The organism is Janthinobacterium sp. Ant5-2-1, from assembly GCF_001445815.1.
Taxonomy (GTDB): Bacteria; Pseudomonadota; Gammaproteobacteria; order Burkholderiales; family Burkholderiaceae_D; genus Janthinobacterium; species Janthinobacterium lividum_E.
Window position 1 is genome coordinate 17363 of sequence record NZ_LNCE01000018.1, and the last position, 16774, is coordinate 34136.

General features: G+C 49.5%; 14 protein-coding genes. All 14 read left to right on the forward strand.

Annotation, left to right across the window (positions count from 1 at the left end; all coding sequences use genetic code 11):
• The first annotated feature begins 73 nt into the window (after nt 1-73).
• The 14 genes from ASN89_RS07110 (at nt 74) to ASN89_RS07175 (ending at nt 16745) form a co-directional block, all read left to right on the forward strand.
• On the forward strand, nt 74-2350 hold the full coding sequence (locus ASN89_RS07110) for a VirB4 family type IV secretion system protein (protein WP_152988479.1): 2277 nt from the start codon (nt 74-76) through the stop codon (nt 2348-2350).
• Between the two features lie 15 nt (nt 2351-2365).
• The gene (locus ASN89_RS07115; protein ID WP_058048773.1) at nt 2366-3085 is read left to right on the forward strand and encodes a hypothetical protein; all 720 of its coding nucleotides are present in this window, start codon (nt 2366-2368) and stop codon (nt 3083-3085) included.
• Between the two features lie 47 nt (nt 3086-3132).
• Nucleotides 3133-4278, forward strand: coding sequence for a type IV secretion system protein (locus tag ASN89_RS07120; RefSeq protein WP_058048774.1), 1146 nt, complete (start codon nt 3133-3135; stop codon nt 4276-4278).
• 24 nt (nt 4279-4302) lie between these two features.
• Nucleotides 4303-5160: an OmpA family protein gene (locus ASN89_RS28060; RefSeq protein WP_161911747.1), complete on the forward strand. Its 858-nt coding sequence runs from the start codon at nt 4303-4305 to the stop codon at nt 5158-5160.
• 193 nt (nt 5161-5353) lie between these two features.
• Nucleotides 5354-5995, forward strand: a complete 642-nt coding sequence (locus ASN89_RS07125) for a type IV secretion system protein (protein ID WP_268766383.1) — start codon at nt 5354-5356, stop codon at nt 5993-5995.
• Nucleotides 5992-6822 carry a TrbG/VirB9 family P-type conjugative transfer protein gene (locus tag ASN89_RS07130; RefSeq protein WP_058048776.1) on the forward strand — a complete coding sequence of 277 codons (831 nt, stop codon included), beginning with the start codon at nt 5992-5994 and terminating at the stop codon, nt 6820-6822. Before ASN89_RS07125 ends, ASN89_RS07130 begins: the two co-directional genes overlap by 4 nt.
• A gap of 199 nt (nt 6823-7021) precedes the next feature.
• Nucleotides 7022-8239 carry a TrbI/VirB10 family protein gene (locus ASN89_RS28065; RefSeq protein WP_161911748.1) on the forward strand — a complete coding sequence of 406 codons (1218 nt, stop codon included), beginning with the start codon at nt 7022-7024 and terminating at the stop codon, nt 8237-8239.
• Between the two features lie 396 nt (nt 8240-8635).
• Complete coding sequence (locus tag ASN89_RS28070) at nt 8636-9364, forward strand: TcpQ domain-containing protein (RefSeq protein ID WP_082654447.1); 729 nt, start codon at nt 8636-8638, stop codon at nt 9362-9364.
• Between the two features lie 16 nt (nt 9365-9380).
• Nucleotides 9381-11141 (forward strand): type II secretion system protein GspD, encoded by a 1761-nt coding sequence (locus ASN89_RS07150; RefSeq protein WP_152988480.1) that lies wholly within the window; start codon nt 9381-9383, stop codon nt 11139-11141.
• Between the two features lie 13 nt (nt 11142-11154).
• Nucleotides 11155-12447: a hypothetical protein gene (locus ASN89_RS28560; RefSeq protein WP_152988481.1), complete on the forward strand. Its 1293-nt coding sequence runs from the start codon at nt 11155-11157 to the stop codon at nt 12445-12447.
• On the forward strand, nt 12437-13114 hold the full coding sequence (locus ASN89_RS28565) for a hypothetical protein (RefSeq protein WP_152988482.1): 678 nt from the start codon (nt 12437-12439) through the stop codon (nt 13112-13114). The genes ASN89_RS28560 and ASN89_RS28565 overlap by 11 nt, the downstream gene beginning before the upstream one ends.
• 8 nt (nt 13115-13122) lie before the next feature.
• Nucleotides 13123-14952 (forward strand): ATPase, T2SS/T4P/T4SS family, encoded by a 1830-nt coding sequence (locus ASN89_RS28075; RefSeq protein ID WP_082654448.1) that lies wholly within the window; start codon nt 13123-13125, stop codon nt 14950-14952.
• Nucleotides 14953-14954: 2 nt separating this feature from the next.
• Complete coding sequence (locus ASN89_RS07170; RefSeq protein WP_058048784.1) at nt 14955-16154, forward strand: hypothetical protein; 1200 nt, start codon at nt 14955-14957, stop codon at nt 16152-16154.
• A gap of 9 nt (nt 16155-16163) precedes the next feature.
• Nucleotides 16164-16745 (forward strand): type 4 pilus major pilin, encoded by a 582-nt coding sequence (locus ASN89_RS07175; protein WP_058048785.1) that lies wholly within the window; start codon nt 16164-16166, stop codon nt 16743-16745.
• Nucleotides 16746-16774: the final 29 nt, after the last annotated feature.

Sequence of the window (16774 nt, forward strand, 5' to 3'; positions counted from 1 at the left end):
CAGGAGCGCCAACCGCTCTGGACTAATCAAAGCTGACCTTTTCGAAGAGCAAGTCGATTCGTACACTGAACAAATGCAGAAGGTCTTCTCGCGTCTGGATAGCCGCGTCACCGCTTGGTGGATAGTCGACAAGCGTAGAGACTACAGCTATGTCCAGGGCGACTTCCAGAATCAGACTGCAGCGGATCTGGACGACATCTACTCCGAACGTTTCAAGGGCGGCAACCACTTCACGACTCGATACACCCTTTACCTCTTGTATACCGGCAGCACCGGTAGTGACAAATTCTTCGATAGGGTCGCACGCATCCAAACAGAGAAGGGTGTAGCCATAACTTCCGCCTTGATGTCGGCTCTGAAAGAGTCACTGTCTGGCCGAAAGGCGTTTGCGCACGATGTTGGTACTCTTCGAGACAATATCATCTCCTTTGAGCGCGTTATTGCGGCATTCACCAGTGCGGTCCCTATCAGGTTAAATCGCCTGGAAAGCAATGATTTTACTTCTGCACTGGGCGCAATTCTGAACCGAGCAAGCAACGCTACATCAATGCAGAAACCTGCTGACGCACTGCTCGACTCCTGGCTGCCTCGTAACTATGTAGCGGCAGGCCCTGACCTGATTAAATTCGACGGAAGTCACCGCTCAACATTCATGGGAGTAGTAGGTATCAAGGGGTGGCCTTCTACTACGTCCCCAATGCTATTCGAAACGCTCGCCGCGATGGATCTGGAGATGACAATCTGCCAGATCGTCCGATTCCTCGACGCGGGGGAGAGCACCGACACCATCAATCCAGCCATTGAATACTATCACCTGACACAGTACGGCCTCATCGCCCATGCCCTAGCCAAGGCTGGTGGAAGTGAGCCAGAGGCCAAGCCAGGCAAGGAATCGATGCTTTACGCCTGTAAAGAAGCACAGGAGCGAATCGGTGCTGAAGGAATCACATACGCATATATGGCAATGTCCGTGTTTGTATATGGTGAAACTAAAAGCGAACTTAAACGTAATTGTGACCGCGTTGTAACCAACCTCGAAAACAACCATTTCACAGCTGACCGCGAGCGGATCAATGCCATGCCGGCATTCGCCGCACTTTTGCCAGGCCAGTGGGCGACGCAGTCACGTTATGACCTCGTTTCCGTTGAGAATGTGGCAGATGCGTGTCCCATCTATACGATGGACGAGGGCCGACGCGAGCACGCATTTTTTTCAAAGCAAGTTTTCCGCAAGCCAGTACCGCAGTTGGCCGTGTTTGGCAATCGATACGGCGGACGTTTTAACTTTTCATCACACGTAGACCAAGTAGGGCACATGCTTATCATTGCGCCAACAGGGAACGGTAAGTCTACATTCGTGAACTTTTGCTTGTCGCAATTCCAGCGCTATGGTGCCGGCGTGCGCACAATCGTGTTCGATCGCAACCGAAGCTGCGAAGTTGTAACGAAGTTGCATGGCGGAAAACATATTGATCTTAAAAAGCGTAACACACGCTTAAATCCGCTAGCCATGATGCGCGACGGCACTGAAGACGGCCGAACTTGGGTTCGGGAATTCATTTTGCGCCGATTTGAAGAGGGTGGTTTTATTGCCAATACGGAAGATCGTCAAAATCTCGACGGAGCCCTCGCGGACCTTTGCCTCGGTGATGGCCCTGTAAGTATGAGCAAGCTGGCAGTTCTTGTATCCAAACGTCTTGAGGCCCAACTCGCTGAATGGCTCCAGGGCAGGCCATTTGGAATGTTCGATAACGAAGAAGACGACCTGTCTCTTTCAAACTGGACGACTATCGAAATGTCATCGATCTTGTCTGTGGACCGTATTGCGCGAGCATTTATTGACCTCGTTTTCCGCAAAATCTATACCCAGCTTGACGGTACGCCAACCTTTATTTACATCGAGGAAGCGTCGTTCCTAGTTAACGATTCACGGTTCGCACCAATGATCTCCGAATGGCTTAAGGCAATCCGATCGAGAAATGGTTTCCTGTGGATGTCGATTCAGTCCCCTGAATCTGTCACGAATGCCGAAATGTCGGCGACCATCCTCGACAATATTTACAGTTTCTTATTGCTACACAACAAAAAAATCGCATCGCATCGCGAACATTACCGTGACAATTTTGGTTTCGAAGACCATCAGATCAACATGATCGCTCAACTGCAGCCCAAGCGGGATTATCTGCTTGTACAGGATGGCCATACGCGTGTGATGACCACCGAATTTACCTCGGCAGCGTTGGCATATCTCCGTTCGGAGAAGGCTGTTCTTAACGTCTTCGATAAGCACGAAGCCGCAAACGAACTAGGCTGGCAAAAAGACTATCTCACCGAAGTACAGTCAATGTAAATAATGGAGAAAATAATGAAAATGAAAACTTTGAAGCAACTGGCAATTTGTCTGGCTCTTGGCGTAACGGCAGTACCGGCACTGTCAATTCCAGTCTTCGATCCAACTAACTTTGTGCAGAACTACACAAGTGCAGTTGCCGCAGTCAAACAAGAAATAACTGCGGCGAAGCAGCTCATCCAAGAAACGCAATCGGCCGTTAACATGGCCAAATCGGTAAAGTCCATTGCGAATTTGGAAGGAATCGCCCAGGTTAAAGAAGCCTTAAATCTCTACAAGCAACTCAAAGCGGTCGACAGCCGATTGGAAAACGATTTTCAACAATCGGCTGACCTGACGGAACGGATTTCAGCCAAGTATGGCGCATCAGGAATGTCCTGGAGTGATTACTTGAATTCTCGTAGTCAACTGGACAAACAGCAGCGCGATACGGCTGCTCAACGATATCGCGCAATCAATGCATCCATTGAACAGACCTCTCAACAGCGCCAGGCCATCGTGAGCAAGCTGGGAAGCGTGCAAGGACAAACAGAAGCCATGCAGACACTTGGCGCCTCAATCGATGTTCTGATCGGCCAGAACCAACAAATCATTTCAATTCTCGCATCCACAAATCGCGCCAATGAAATGAAACATAACGACAAAGCAACCGACGACGCATCCAGAGATGAGGAAGCTGACAACCAGATGAATAGCTATCAGCAAAGACTACGCGATGCAGCAAAGAAATACTAACTATCATCACAATTAAATTACCGATTAACTCCAACCTGATACCCTGAATGAATATTTTTAAATTCTTTGTCGCCGCATTCCTATTCGCACTAATGGCGACTCATGGGGTCAGTGCGGCTGAACCGGCCAAGAAAGCTGACGCCGGCGGATTTTTTGAAAGTATGGATGGTGCTGTTCGTGCGGTTGGGAAAAAGGCGGGATCCAATCTCACCGAAACCATGAAAACCACAGGCTATAGCATTGCCACGAAGCTGAACTCGACTGCGTTAATGATTGCAGGCGGGCTTGGTCTTATATATCTACTTTATGAAGTGATGCAATTTCTCAGTGGCAGAACAAAATCCATGCTTGTGGTAATTTTTGATGTTGGTATTCCATGTGTCTTTGCTGCAGCCTTCATCACTGCCTACCCAACTCTTCTTCCCAAGTTTGAGGGCGTCCTTGATGTTTTTCGTACCCTCGGTACAGATGGGCCCGGCGGAACGACACCTTTCGATGGAATCTTGAACGTATACGGATCGGTTTTTGCACATATTTCATCAGCTATTAAAAGTGCCTTTGGTGAAAATCTTAAGTTCGCGAATTTAGTAACCAAACCGTCTAAGTTTATGGTTCAAGTTGTCGATTTACTCATAACAGTATTATTCTGCCTCGCCATTGTTGTAATTCTCCTGACAGGAATTGCCGAAGCACTTGGCTTGCTGTTAATTGGTCCGTTCCTTTTTTCTGTTGGTGTAGCATTCGGCCCAGTGATGATCGCTGGCATCGTTACGCCCTGGACTCGCGACTACTTTACGAAATGGGTGCAATTTCTCGTTATATCTGCCGGCCTCCAGGGAGTAATAAACGTTATTTTCACTATTGCCTACAAGTTGATGCAAACCGTTGGTGTTTCTCAAAATACTGGTGAAGCGACTGCTGTTGGTTTGGTGATCGTTGCGATTCTGCTTCTTACAATTAATAGCATGGTCAGCCAAGCCCCTTCCATTACAAGCGCACTGTTCCCCGGCCATATAGGCGTAGCGAAGAGTAGCAGCGCTGGCATGAAAGACGCTGTATCGAAAGGTGCGAACGTCCTTAAGAAAGGTGGTCAGGGGACTGGAAACGCTGTAGCCAACACGCTAAAAGGCGGCGTCAGTGGTGTAAAACAAAGCATAAAATTTGCAAAGTGGGCAGGTGCACCTAAGCCCTAAGGTCTAATACTCACATCAATGAATATGAAAAAATTTAAACTATCGCTCTTGACTTACGCTATGGTTGCCGTGCTGACGGGTTGTTACACCTCAGCACCATCGACTGCGATTGGGTTTAACTACTCAGTTGATAATGGGAAAGCTAACGGCGTTGTACAGGTCTTTGATCTAAGCGGAAATACCGTCGTTCAAGTTCGAGACCTAAACCCGAAAACTACGCAGTTCCTGGATGAGAAAAACGCTCCTATTGCGTTCAACGTCATTGGTGAAAACGTCGTCTTGGCAGGTATGCACTCGTTCTTCACAGTTTCGACTTCGATGGCGGCTTCGCGCGTGATACGTAATGCTACTGCCCAAGTGGAGCACCCAAAAGCGATCGCTGTTGATACTTCGGTTAAGCAACAAGAACCAGTGGAATCCGACCCTGCAATTGTTGCGGAGATCACTCGTATGCGAAAAGAACTTGCGGATCTCAAAGCTATGCTCACAGGCGCAGGTGCTATTGATTCTGCTCCTCCCGCTCCTGCGGTTGCGGTCGAAGAACGGCGGGGCACACAGGAACCAAGTGTTGTGATTGTCCCTTTTCCAAATAATAGCCGCCAGTTCAATCCTGCCCAAGATCAACGAGCGCAATTGGAAGAACTATCACGCAAAGCCAAGAATATTTCGGTTCGAGGTTTTACTGATAGCGAATCCTCCACCTCTGGCAGCAAAGCACTTGCCAAGGCTCGAGCCGAGGCCGCTAAGCGATACCTCGTATCGATGGGCGTCGCCGCGGCCAAAATTGTGGTCGAGTTTGATGGAGCTGGTAATTTTATCGCTGAGAACCGAACCCCTGCAGGTCGTGCAGCTAACCGTAGGGTAGAAATAGGGGGTACATAAGTTAGTCTTGTTGCGCATATTCCCAACCCGCTCCGGCGGGTTTTTTTTGTTCGAATCGCATCAATTTCTCGCAACCAATTGCCACTTGTTGATTGGAAACATTAGAGAAAATGGCTGTATGAAAAATCAGTCACAAACCCCTACCAAGCCGACATCGTCCGGGGGCTTACCTCCTGACTTCGCACCTGGTCCAATGTCCAAGGATACCGAGGTTGAATACTTCGAACGAGGCGCTCGCCCTACGCTTGAACGAAACCGAATGTTCCTGATTGCTGTTGTGCTCGCCGCAGGGCATATCGTCAACGGCGTCGCCTGGAATATTTTCTTACCAATGAAAAGTGTGGAAACGTACCAAGTCAATAAAGTGGAAGGGGGGCGCCTTGTAGCCGATGGCACGGCCGTAGGCAATTGGGCCCCTGACAGTGATTCGATTGCTTACTTTCTCAATAAGTGGGCTAACAGTGTATTCGATGTAAACCGTGCAACTATCGATGGCACGTTGACGGAAGCTGGCGGATTGGTAATTGGCTCGGCAAAAGCTCAACTTTCGGAAATGCGCCGGAAAGACAATCCTCTCGTTTCACTGAGGGATTACCCTCAATACAGCCGCACTTACGACTATACCACGCTCAATTTTATTAAAGACGACGTCGCCTTGCTTCGCTTCCGGACAATTACCCGTCTCACGCCGGAATCGATTCCAGTGATCGTGACATATGCAATGACAGTCTCTTTCACCCGCGTGAAACCAACGACCCGCGCGGAGGTAATGAAAAATCCAGCCGGCCTTTTCATTACCAACATCAACATCACCGAGGAATCCGTTTCAAAATGAAACTCAACAAGATAGCCGCTTGTATGGCGTTGATGATCCCTGTTGTTACGCACGCAGCGCCTGCAGCGAAAAGGGGTATGCCCGCACCGAAAGAAATTTCGGCTGACATTGCGGCACAAGCCATTCCAGTCCCGAAAGAAAACCGGATCGTCCGCTACACGTATTCGCCGGATGTGATTTTTCGCATTATGTCGGTGCCCAACCTGACCACGCACCTTGAACTGGGCGAAGACGAAGGCGTGAAAGAAACGCCGGCCATTGGCGATCAAGCACAGTGGATTGTTACTGGTGGCCCACGCCACCTCTTCATCAAGCCATTGCGCTTCGATCTGGAAACTTCTCTCACGATTGTCACAAACAAACGGACATATCAGTTTCAACTGATAGCGGGTAAATCCGGAAGCGCTCCAGTGTTTCAAAAAGTTAGTTTTCTATATCCAGACCGCGAGCTCGAAGTGAAGCTGCGCAAGGAAACAGAAACGGCGGTTGTAGACGCTGAGAAGAACCGATTGGCCGACCAAGTTGTGGCAACCAACATTGATCCGGCCACGCTTGATTTCGGTTTCAAAATTGACGGTGACGCCATGTTCAAGCCATCTGCCGTGTACACAAATGGAAAATTTACTTTCCTGGTAATGCCGAACACTCAAGATAGCCCAGCCATATTCCTACTTGATGATGACGATAATCCGTCCTTAATAAATTATCAAGTTAAGGCGAACATGATCGTTGTCGAACGTGTGGCCACAAAGTTGCTGCTTAAACTCGGCAATGCAGAAGTAAAGGTCACAAAGCGCGGTCAGTACGACCCAAAGCGGGGACTCTAACATTATGGCAAAGGATCCATTTGCAAGCCTCCCAGCGATTGAGCCGGAAGATCGCGATGAACCTGGTATGACTGTACCCTCAGATCATGCTGAGTCCACAAGCGACGTCTCGGCAGGCTCCCCCCCGCGCACGCTTCTTAAAACGGCCACAAAGTGGTCAATGCCTCTTATGGGGATCGCCCTATGCGTTTGGCTTTTTATGCCAGACAACAAGCAGGAAGCACTCCGTGCAGCGCCTGCTCCTGTGGAAGTTGATACAGCTCGGCAAGCTGATGAAACAGTGGCTATGATGAGAGGTTTGAAGGATGAAGCCGCTAAGAAACCCTCAGTCACGGTACCGGTAATGCCAGGCTCGATGCCGGCTAAAACTTCTGTGGCCAATCCACAAGTTGCTTCATATGGCGCACCAGCAGCAACAGGAACATATAATCCAGCTTCTTCGCATTCTGCTAGTAACGGCGCTGCATCTGGTGCGTCAACGTCTCAACCTACTGGAGATCAGAACGACAAAGCCGCTCAAGCGTATGCGGCAGCCGTTGCACGTCAAGAGGAAATTCGGGCGTCAGCAATTGAAGTCACCAAGGTGAAGCTCATTGGCCAGTCTGGCAGCGCCGAGAACGCGAAACCAGCAGCCCTTGCCAACCTGCAAGGTGATATTGCAGATGCCGAAAAATCTGATGCTCTCCGCGCGCAAAAGGCAATGCAAGATAGTCTTATGGCTGCGATGGGACAAAAAGAACCAGTCCGGAGTAAGAGTGCCAATGACGACTTCTTGGCTACAAACGCAACAGCGTCTAACTCAATTCCGAGCCTTACACGACAGATGTCACCACAGGCATCAACCATCGTGAGCGAAGGACATGTCATTCGTTCGGTATTACTTACGCGAGTAAATAGCGATCTTCCAGGAAGAGTGTTAGCCCGTGTCACTTCGGACGTATACGATAGTAAGCAACGATACGTTGTCATCCCAAAAGGAAGTCAGCTGATCGGCGTTTACAGCAGCCAGGTCGTAGTGGGCCAGGAACGTCTGCTCATGGCAATGAACAGGCTGATTTTGCCAAACGGAAACTGGGTATCGCTCTCTGGCGCCAGCGCAGCTGATATGACGGGTATGTCAGGCATAAAAGCAAATGTAAACAATCATTTCATGAAGATGTTCGGAACCAGTCTTGTTCTGGGTGCTTCAACGCTTCTTCTTCCAAGTACAGACACGACTGTAAGCACGTTGCAAAGTATGAATGGCAACGCGAGTTCAGGTACGGCCGGCTCAATATTTGCAACTTCTTTTAACGACGTTCTCAAGTCGCTTCTTGAAAGGAATAGACAAATTCCTCCAACTCTTAGCTTGCAGGAGGGAGAGGAATTCATCTTTATGGTCGCCCAAGACATGGCAATGGTTCCCTACCAACCATAGCTGCTGGACACTGAGTCCATCCGAAAAGTGACCTAAACCATTGATTGCTATTAGGTTGCTTTTCATAAAGTGCAAAAACTGAGCCCTAAATTTGTAGCTCACCAGAAGATTTTCGCGACTTACTAGGGGATGCATCTTCTTACAGAGGTTCTGCCAGGAATTACAAAATGTCTTCCATCAACAATGCATTCAGCCTGGCGGAACTTCAAAGTCACATCAAAGCAAGCAGAGTTCGATGAGTTTGGTCGATCTATTTTCACTCGCCAAAATTCCTTCCATCAAATTGCATTGCTAAATCACGTCGATTTAAAAGTACCTCTTATCCAAGTACCCACAAGTACTTGACTCAAAATCTAGCAAACGGCTCGACTATCTACCAGGAAATTTTCTACTCACATGAAACCAATTTACGCCTTCACTGCGATTGCATTAATGTTGACGTCGATTGCTGCTCACGCTGCAACTGATAGCAACTATTACATTGCAGATCAAACAATCAATCAACAATTTCGCACGCACAGCGACGGTAAAAATACTTTCATCGACGCAGTGCCAGGGCTTGTAGTCCTTGGCGCAACCGCAGACGGTGATTCCTACGTACTGACGGGCGAACCGCGGGAAATTAAGATTCAAATGAATGGCCGTGCGACCTCCCTGATTCGTGGGAACAAAGCTGCTGTTACATCTATTCCTGCGAACGCCAGTTCGCCCAACGCAGCGATCTTGGCGAAAATCAGGCAGCTTGAAGGCAGGTTGAAGCGGACACAAGAATCCGGCCGGATGGCTGACGGCACACCATTTATTTCAGATGACGACACGACATCGACCGGATCAGCAACCGTTCAGGACTGGGTGGTATTACCTGGTGATGTTCGCTTAGCAGCGACATTCGATCGATGGGCAAAGTCCGCCGGCTGGAGGGTTCAGTGGGATGCGAATAAGCATTTGCTCATTGACAGTACATCGACCTTCTCAGGTTCATTCGTGGATGCAGTCAAGGCTGCATTAATGACACCTGGCATCCGCTTTGGCGCCTATCCGCTCGAAGCATGTGTCTATGCGAACACGCCGCCGTTAATTCGTATCACGCGTCAAGGCGAGCAATCACAAGAATGCCCCGACTAACTCGTTAAAGATAATCATGAAGAAGATCATTCCAATTGCTGCCCTGATGCTCACAGCATGTACTTCGCCCCAACTGCAACGCGCAGCAACCGATGAGGTCAGCAACGCTCTGGCCAAGGCCACAATGGGCACCGGTAGCATTGCAGCTACAGCAAACTCTGCAACGCGCGGGTCAGCCGAGTACGCTAATAAATTGGCCGCCGAGCAGTCCAATATGCCAGTCTTGCGCCGTTCGAAAAAAGCGTGGCTGGGTTCCCAAATGGTACCAGTCACCAATGATGACAAGTTGCCTTCAGTTTTCAAAACGAAGTACTGGCTTGAATTCAATGACAAGAAAGAAAATCGATTTGTATCATTGAACACGGTAGGAAAAAGGCTCACCGAATTGACTGGCGTGGCCGTTCGCATTCAACCGGACGCCCTCGAAAGCTGGGGCCGTAGCGATGAAGGAAATGCGCCTCGTCCTGTGGCGCCCGTTCCATTTAACCCGCAAGCTTTAGGCCAGCTGCCACCAAGCCCATTGCCCATGATCCCAAGCAGCTTTCAACCATCAGCACCGGCGGCGGCGCAGGTAATGGTCGATTCACTTGAAATGAAATGGAACGGGACTCTTGTCGGTTTTCTGAACCACCTTACCGATCGCCTTGGCCTGGCTTGGGAATTCAGGGACAACACTGTCGTGATTATGAAGTACGTGACCGAGTTTCACGAAGTCGCGGCGTTCACCGGGAAGACGACCTATTCCATGACCACCGGCGGCGCCTCGACTGGCACTTCCGGAACCTCTGGCTCAGGAGCATCGCAATCGGCCTCAACGCAACTCGAGGTAAAAGAAAGCGACAAGGAACTCGATGCAGTTGAATCCATACTTGCTGCAGTGAAGCAGATGATCCAATCTGTCCCTGGCTCCAGTGTCACTCGGTCCGAAGGAAGTGGCCGGATGGTTGTGAAAACGTCCCGTGAGATGCAAAGCCAAGTACGCGACTTTCTGAAGTCAGAGAACACCTCAATGCTTCGCCAGGCGCAGATCCAGTTTGACATCTACTCTGTCCGAACAGCCGACAGCGATGAGCGTGGGCTGAACTGGTCTGCTGTGTTCAACACTCTATCAGGCATCTACGGCGCAAACATCGCTTCACCGTCTACATTGACGGGCGCCACGAGCGGAAGTATTGGTCTCAACATTCTTAATACTGGCGATGGCAACAATTCGAATACAAGTGCGCGCTTCGGCAACTCATCTGTAATCGTGAATCTACTCAAACAATATGGCACCAGCGTTCAGTACCGGCCTGTGTCGTTGCTTGCGTTGAATCGAACCTGGGCGAAAAAATCCCGATTGTCGACTGAAGGATATTTGGCTGAAACCACGCCAGGGCCCGCCAGCTCGACGGGCGTCGGTGCGCCTGGTCTGAAAACTGACAAGATTACGACCGGCGATCAATACGTTGCCATCCCACAAATTCTCGACAACAACACTGTCCTTTTGAAGTTTGGCGTTTCGCTGTCCGATTTGCTGGGCCTGTTCGATGTGACTGTAGGCAGTGGCCTGACCATCCAGAAGGTGCAGACTCCTCGCGTAACAAGTGTCAACGACCAATACACCGTCGCGCTGAAGCCGGGCGAAGTTATTGCAATCTCTGGCCTCTCGCGTTTAGTAACAACCACGGATCAACGGTCGCTGGCAGAGGGCGCGTCGATTGGTTGGGGCGGGAGCCGAAAAATCGAGATGCAACGAGAAAACTTCGTGATTTTCGTTCGCCCAGTCATCCTCTAAGACTGGTTCTGATATGACACAAGTAATTTTTAAAAACAAAAAACGCGTTGTTATTGCTGGCTTGGAATGGAACGTACTTGCCCATTACCAGGCCAAGAAGAGCATCACGCCAGAGGTCCGCGCTTATGCTACGGCACATGCCGCTGATCGCATTATTGTTCATGTAGCAAATGTGGATGGTGTCATGCATGCTACCGTCGGCACAACGAGCATTGGCGAATTGGACGAATCGGTCGGAAGCGAACAGCATGCGCTCGGCGCCCTTTTTGCGCGCTCCCATGCAGGCAATGCCAATATGGTTCTGGCGTGGTGCTTCGAAAAGATTGCAACGCTGGTAGTTGTCCAAAATGGGCTGCCGGTCGTCGACCAGGTCTTGCCAATCGAGAACGTCGGAGACTATCTTAAAAAGGTAGTTGACGGGCTATTCGGCGCACGCGGTCACGCTATCTATAGCAACGACACCAGTGTGCATCCGTTTGCCGAACTGATCAGCGAAGGTGATTTGTGGGCAGCAGCTAACAAATCAACTCGTCTTGGAAAAATTCCGTTCAAGAAGTCGGTTATCGCCGGGATGCTGGTTGCATGTGCCGTTGTTGTCGGTGGTATTCATCACTACCAACAACTACAGGCAGACGCCAAGCTGGCTACGACACAAGCTACTCTCGCAGCCGAAGATCCATTACCGTCATACCAGGCAGCATTGGCAGCCAGCATTGGCAATTTAGGTTTTGACCGCGCTTCAGTAAAACTAACTTTGCTTCAGTTGGAACATTACGATGTCTGGCCAGATGGATGGATTCTTCGTCAAATCGACTGCGATATGGCTCGATGTACTTCGACCTGGGATCGCATGGGCGGTACAACGAAGTCTCTTATCGCAGCACTTCCGCACGAAACATATCTGCCGGAAGAGAGTTCCGAGGAAGTTTCAATATTTGCTTGGCCTTCGCAACTCAAGCCGGCCGGCTACACCTCTACAGCAAATCTCGAAGTAGAAGAAAGTGCAAAGGCAGACAGCCGAAACGCTTATCAGGTCTGGCGTAATGCGGGACTTTTGGTCCAGGAACAAACAAAGGACTTTGCGGTTTGGCCTACGCCCCCAAGCGGTAATGCATCTTTACTACCTCGAGCTGTATCAGTGCTCGCTCGCCCTGTCTCAGTGACCGCGCGGTACCCGTTCGTTCAAGATCTGATTGACCACACCCCTGCGGCGGTGTGGTGGCAAAGCTTCTCCATTTCATTTACACCTGGCGGCAAAGCTGACCAACTCAAAATAACGTTAAAAGGCACTACTTATGTTCGCTAAATTGCTTTCAACTCTGGCGGCTATGGTCCTGACCGCAGTAGCTACTGCGCAGCAAATGCCAATGCCATCGACCAACACTCCCGCGGTTAAAGGTAACCCTACGCCTTCGGCGCCGGCATCAACCCCAGTAAAGATTGAAGCAGTGACTGCTAAGGCGACAACCAAGGCTGAGCCTGGTCGAACTGGCGCAATGGTAATTCCAACAGGAAATAGTGTCAACACTTCCCAGACTACTGCCAAAGAAACAATTAAACCAGCGCCGACGACGCAGACCGCTGCATTGTCGATTCGGCAGGTCGCGGAAGCACAACGGTTACAGCTGGCGGCTGAAACAGCTCAAAAATTGGGTTTGATAAACCCGGCTCCGCAAACGCCGTTGCCGGCTGCCGACTTTATTAAACCGTATAGGGCACCCAAGCAGTACCCGAAGATTGAATACATAGCAGGAACCGTTGGAGCCGAAAAAGTTGGTTTCCGAATGCCCGACGGTGAACTTTTGGCACTAGAAGCAGGCAACTCCATCCAACAATGGCGGATCAAGCAAATCGTAAATGGAAATGTATTCCTGGAAATGCCACCGAAAAAAAATTCTGGCAAAGCTGCAAAAAATCGCAAGGCAAAAAATCCGACTAGCCGAACCATGACTATCGGTCAATCACTGAAGTAGGCGCACAAATGCTACCTTTTTTTGGCGGTCCCAAACCCACTGAACATGTTGTCAGCACGCGTGCGCTGACAAATGTCGGCGTACAAGGCGGGCGGATTAATCATGGGCAGTGGGCAACAGACAAGTCTGATGTTCGACAGGCAGGCCGGCGCTCGATGATTGAACACCTGGATCAACTTGGGGGCGAAAAAATCGAATTGATCAGTGGCGGAGATCAGCTTGGCCAGTTCAAAATCCCTAAAAACCATGAGCATGCTGTCGCGGCGATAGCCACGAGTAAAAACACAGCGAAGATCCTTGTCGACCCTGAATTTAGCGGGAGCGTGAGTGCTACTCTGACCAACTTGCGAACTAGGTTGGCCAGTCACGGATTCGATATCGAACCCGGCGAAACTCCCTGTGTCGCAGGTGTCATCCGGTCATTGGTCGAAGATTACCAAAGCCGTGCTTCAGCACGTGGCTCAATCGATACATCCGCCGCCTCGGAGGGCAAGGCCCTATGGGAAATGATTGGTGAGCTAGCCATTAGAGCAGACGCATCAGACGTCCATCACGTTTGCGAAAATGAACGCGGTACAGTCTTGATTCGGGTAGACGGTGAGTTAGAGCCGCTGCCTGGCAGAGACCGCGGTGTATTTACAGCTACACAATTGCGCGCAGCAGTGAGTTGGGCTTACACGAATAATGTAGAAAGTGGGTCCAACACTGAATCCCAATTTCAAGACGATGTAAACGCGAGTGCGATGATTAAAAGCCGTGTTGTCGACGGGAAAAAAATTGCAATGCGCTACCAGTCATTTCGGAGCCCAACCGGCCCGAAGATTGTATGTCGCCTGTTACACAAGGATAGTGACGCACCGGCTAGAACTTACATACAGCTGGGTTATGCCCCTGCCCATATTGAACTCTTCCATGAGGTCCCGTACGGTCCTCCTAGGATCAATATTCTCGCGGGAATTACTGGCTCTGGTAAAACGACGACAGCCCAATCGTTTTGGGAAAACCATCCTGGCAACGGTACCCACGCGTTCTACTCCATCGAAGACCCGATCGAATTACGGCTTAAAGGTGTCCACCAGATCAGTTTCCAGCGCAATCTGCAGGATCGCGCCGCAAGTGAACGTGAATTCGACGGCATCGTCATGGATCTGTTACGTGGAGACTTGGACGGGGCATTTATTGGCGAGATAAGGGACCGATCAAGCGGTGCTGCAGCTCAGGAAATCGCATTTACCGGGCACATGGCCATGGGCACGCTCCATGCACAGTTCATATCAGGAATTGTTCCACGCTTAACGGACGAAAGCATTGGATTAAAGCGCAGCGTATTGACCGCCCCTAACGTACTCGGATTGCTGTCATATCAAGCACTGGTGCCGGTTCTATGCCCACATTGCAGGATATCAGTTGACGATGTTCACGATACTTTCAACGCTCACCATTTAGGTGATGTGCGCTCCGATCCGCAAACTATTCAAAAGAAAATTTATTCGGATATGGCCATATTGGAAAAACGCTTTGATCTGGGCCGCAATAACTTTTTCGTGCGCCGGCAAGGTGGATGTCCAGAATGCAAGCAAAAGGGAAATAAAGGGCAAACCGTGGTGGCGGAAATGATGATTCCAGATGAGCAGTGGCTTGAACTTACCCGGGACTGCCGTGACATAGAAGCGGCTAGGTATTTCAGATCATTTTCGGACGGTCGCTTTTATACTGAAAATATGCACGGCAAAACTGTATTTGAGCATGCGTTGTTCAAAGCATTCCAAGGTGAGATAGATCCTCGATATGTCTCTCGTTTTGGATCCTTCGCCAAATTTGCAATACCAGGAATTTAAAGATGTTCACATATTTCAAAAATAGTTACAAACAATTTCAGCTATTTGAATTTCACTTGAACAGAAGTGAATTTTATAGAGAGCTAGCGAAGTCCATCCGGAAAACTGAGCCAATGCGGCAATTCGTAGAAGCCGAACTTGCCATAGCCACTAGCCCAGCTACGGGTTCAGCCTCAAAAGCACATGCTATGCGAGGCGCGCTTCGACAGTTAAGCACTGGCCGGGAGCACTCAATTACGGCGACGGTCGGTGCGATCATGCCCATTAGCGACCGATTGATGCTCGGCGCCGTTGACCGCTCAAGAGACCAACCTGCAACGCTGGAAATCCTTGCTAGTGCAATTGATGACCAGATGGTTGCTAAAAAAGCGATTTTCTTTGCGGTAGCGAAACCTACTTTGTATCTCGCCGGAGCCGGCTCACTGGCATACATGATTAGTACTGAGGCAATCCCTGCTATCGAGAAGTCGGCGCCTGTTGAGGTATGGACTCCGTTCAACGACGCAGTCCGGATTGTCGCAAACGTCATCAATAACTACGGCGTTTTGATCTGCGCGATCGCGTTGGTGCTTGTATTGTTCTTTGTGTCACAACTTCCGAAATGGAGAAATTCAGTTCGATTAAAGATGGAGCGATGTAATCCGACACTTGCAATGTGGTTAACTCCAATAGCACCTTGGATGTTGCCATTGGCAATGTATCGCGACTTTCAAGCGGGACTTGTTTTATCTGCCTTGGCCGTATGGTTGGGGACAGGAAGAAACTTGAAAGAATCGCTTGAAGCAATACTGGAAAACGCCACTCCATATTTGAAGTCACACATTCGACGAATCTTAAATCATTTGAATACTAAGCCAACAGAATATGTTGAAGCATTTTCAAAAGGCCTCATATCACAAAGACTTTTAGCAAAAATGGGCAGCTCCATTCGAAACTCACCAAGCTTTAGCGATGTGATTATAGAGATTGGAGCTAAAGGAAACCGGGAAGCGCGTGATCAGGTAACCAAAAATGCCGCTGTTATGAATTTTACCTTTGTCGGAATTTTTATCAGCATTGTAGTTTTCTTATATGTGGGGCTAATGAATATAAGTAGCACTATGCAGTATGAAACGAATCCAGTGCGTCAAATTCAAAGGGAAATGGAAAAGAGAGCGCATAAAATACCTGTAGCAAATATCACAAATCCAATTAAAAAATGAAAGGTTATAATGAACATTGATTTCCACAAAGTACCAAACAAGGAGAAAAGCCGTAATCGTCGCCGCCAAGCAGGTGATTTCATGCTTTCGTTGGTTGTCGCCTTGATCGTAGTCGCAATTTTTCTCGGCAAAGTATTCATGAATTACCGTGATACTTCCCGCAATGAGCAAAATACCGCTTTCACCTCGTCAATCACCACCATTGCTGGTGCACTCCAAAAGAATTTTGGCCAGAATAACATGTACGGCTCATTAACCACCGCGATCGCGGTAAAGTCTGGTGCGTTTCCACGAAATCTTCGCGATGGTACTGCCGATACGGCATCGAACTTGTGGGGCGGTACCTTGACTGTTGTTCCTGGCACGATCACCGCCAATAATGACGTCGCAAACTTGGCGGCCACGAAAGTTCCGTCCGGTCAGTGCTATGACATCGTTTCTGCGACTCAATCGGTCGCCCGACGAATCACCGTAGGCTCCTCGACTGTCAAAGCAGCTGACGCAACGTTGGATGTCGCCGCGCTTTCTACAGCATGTGAAGCAGCTTCCGATGTAACCGTTACCTGGGCCATTGGCCGTTCCGGCACCTAATCAACTTTGGCCAGGCAAGCCTGTTGCTT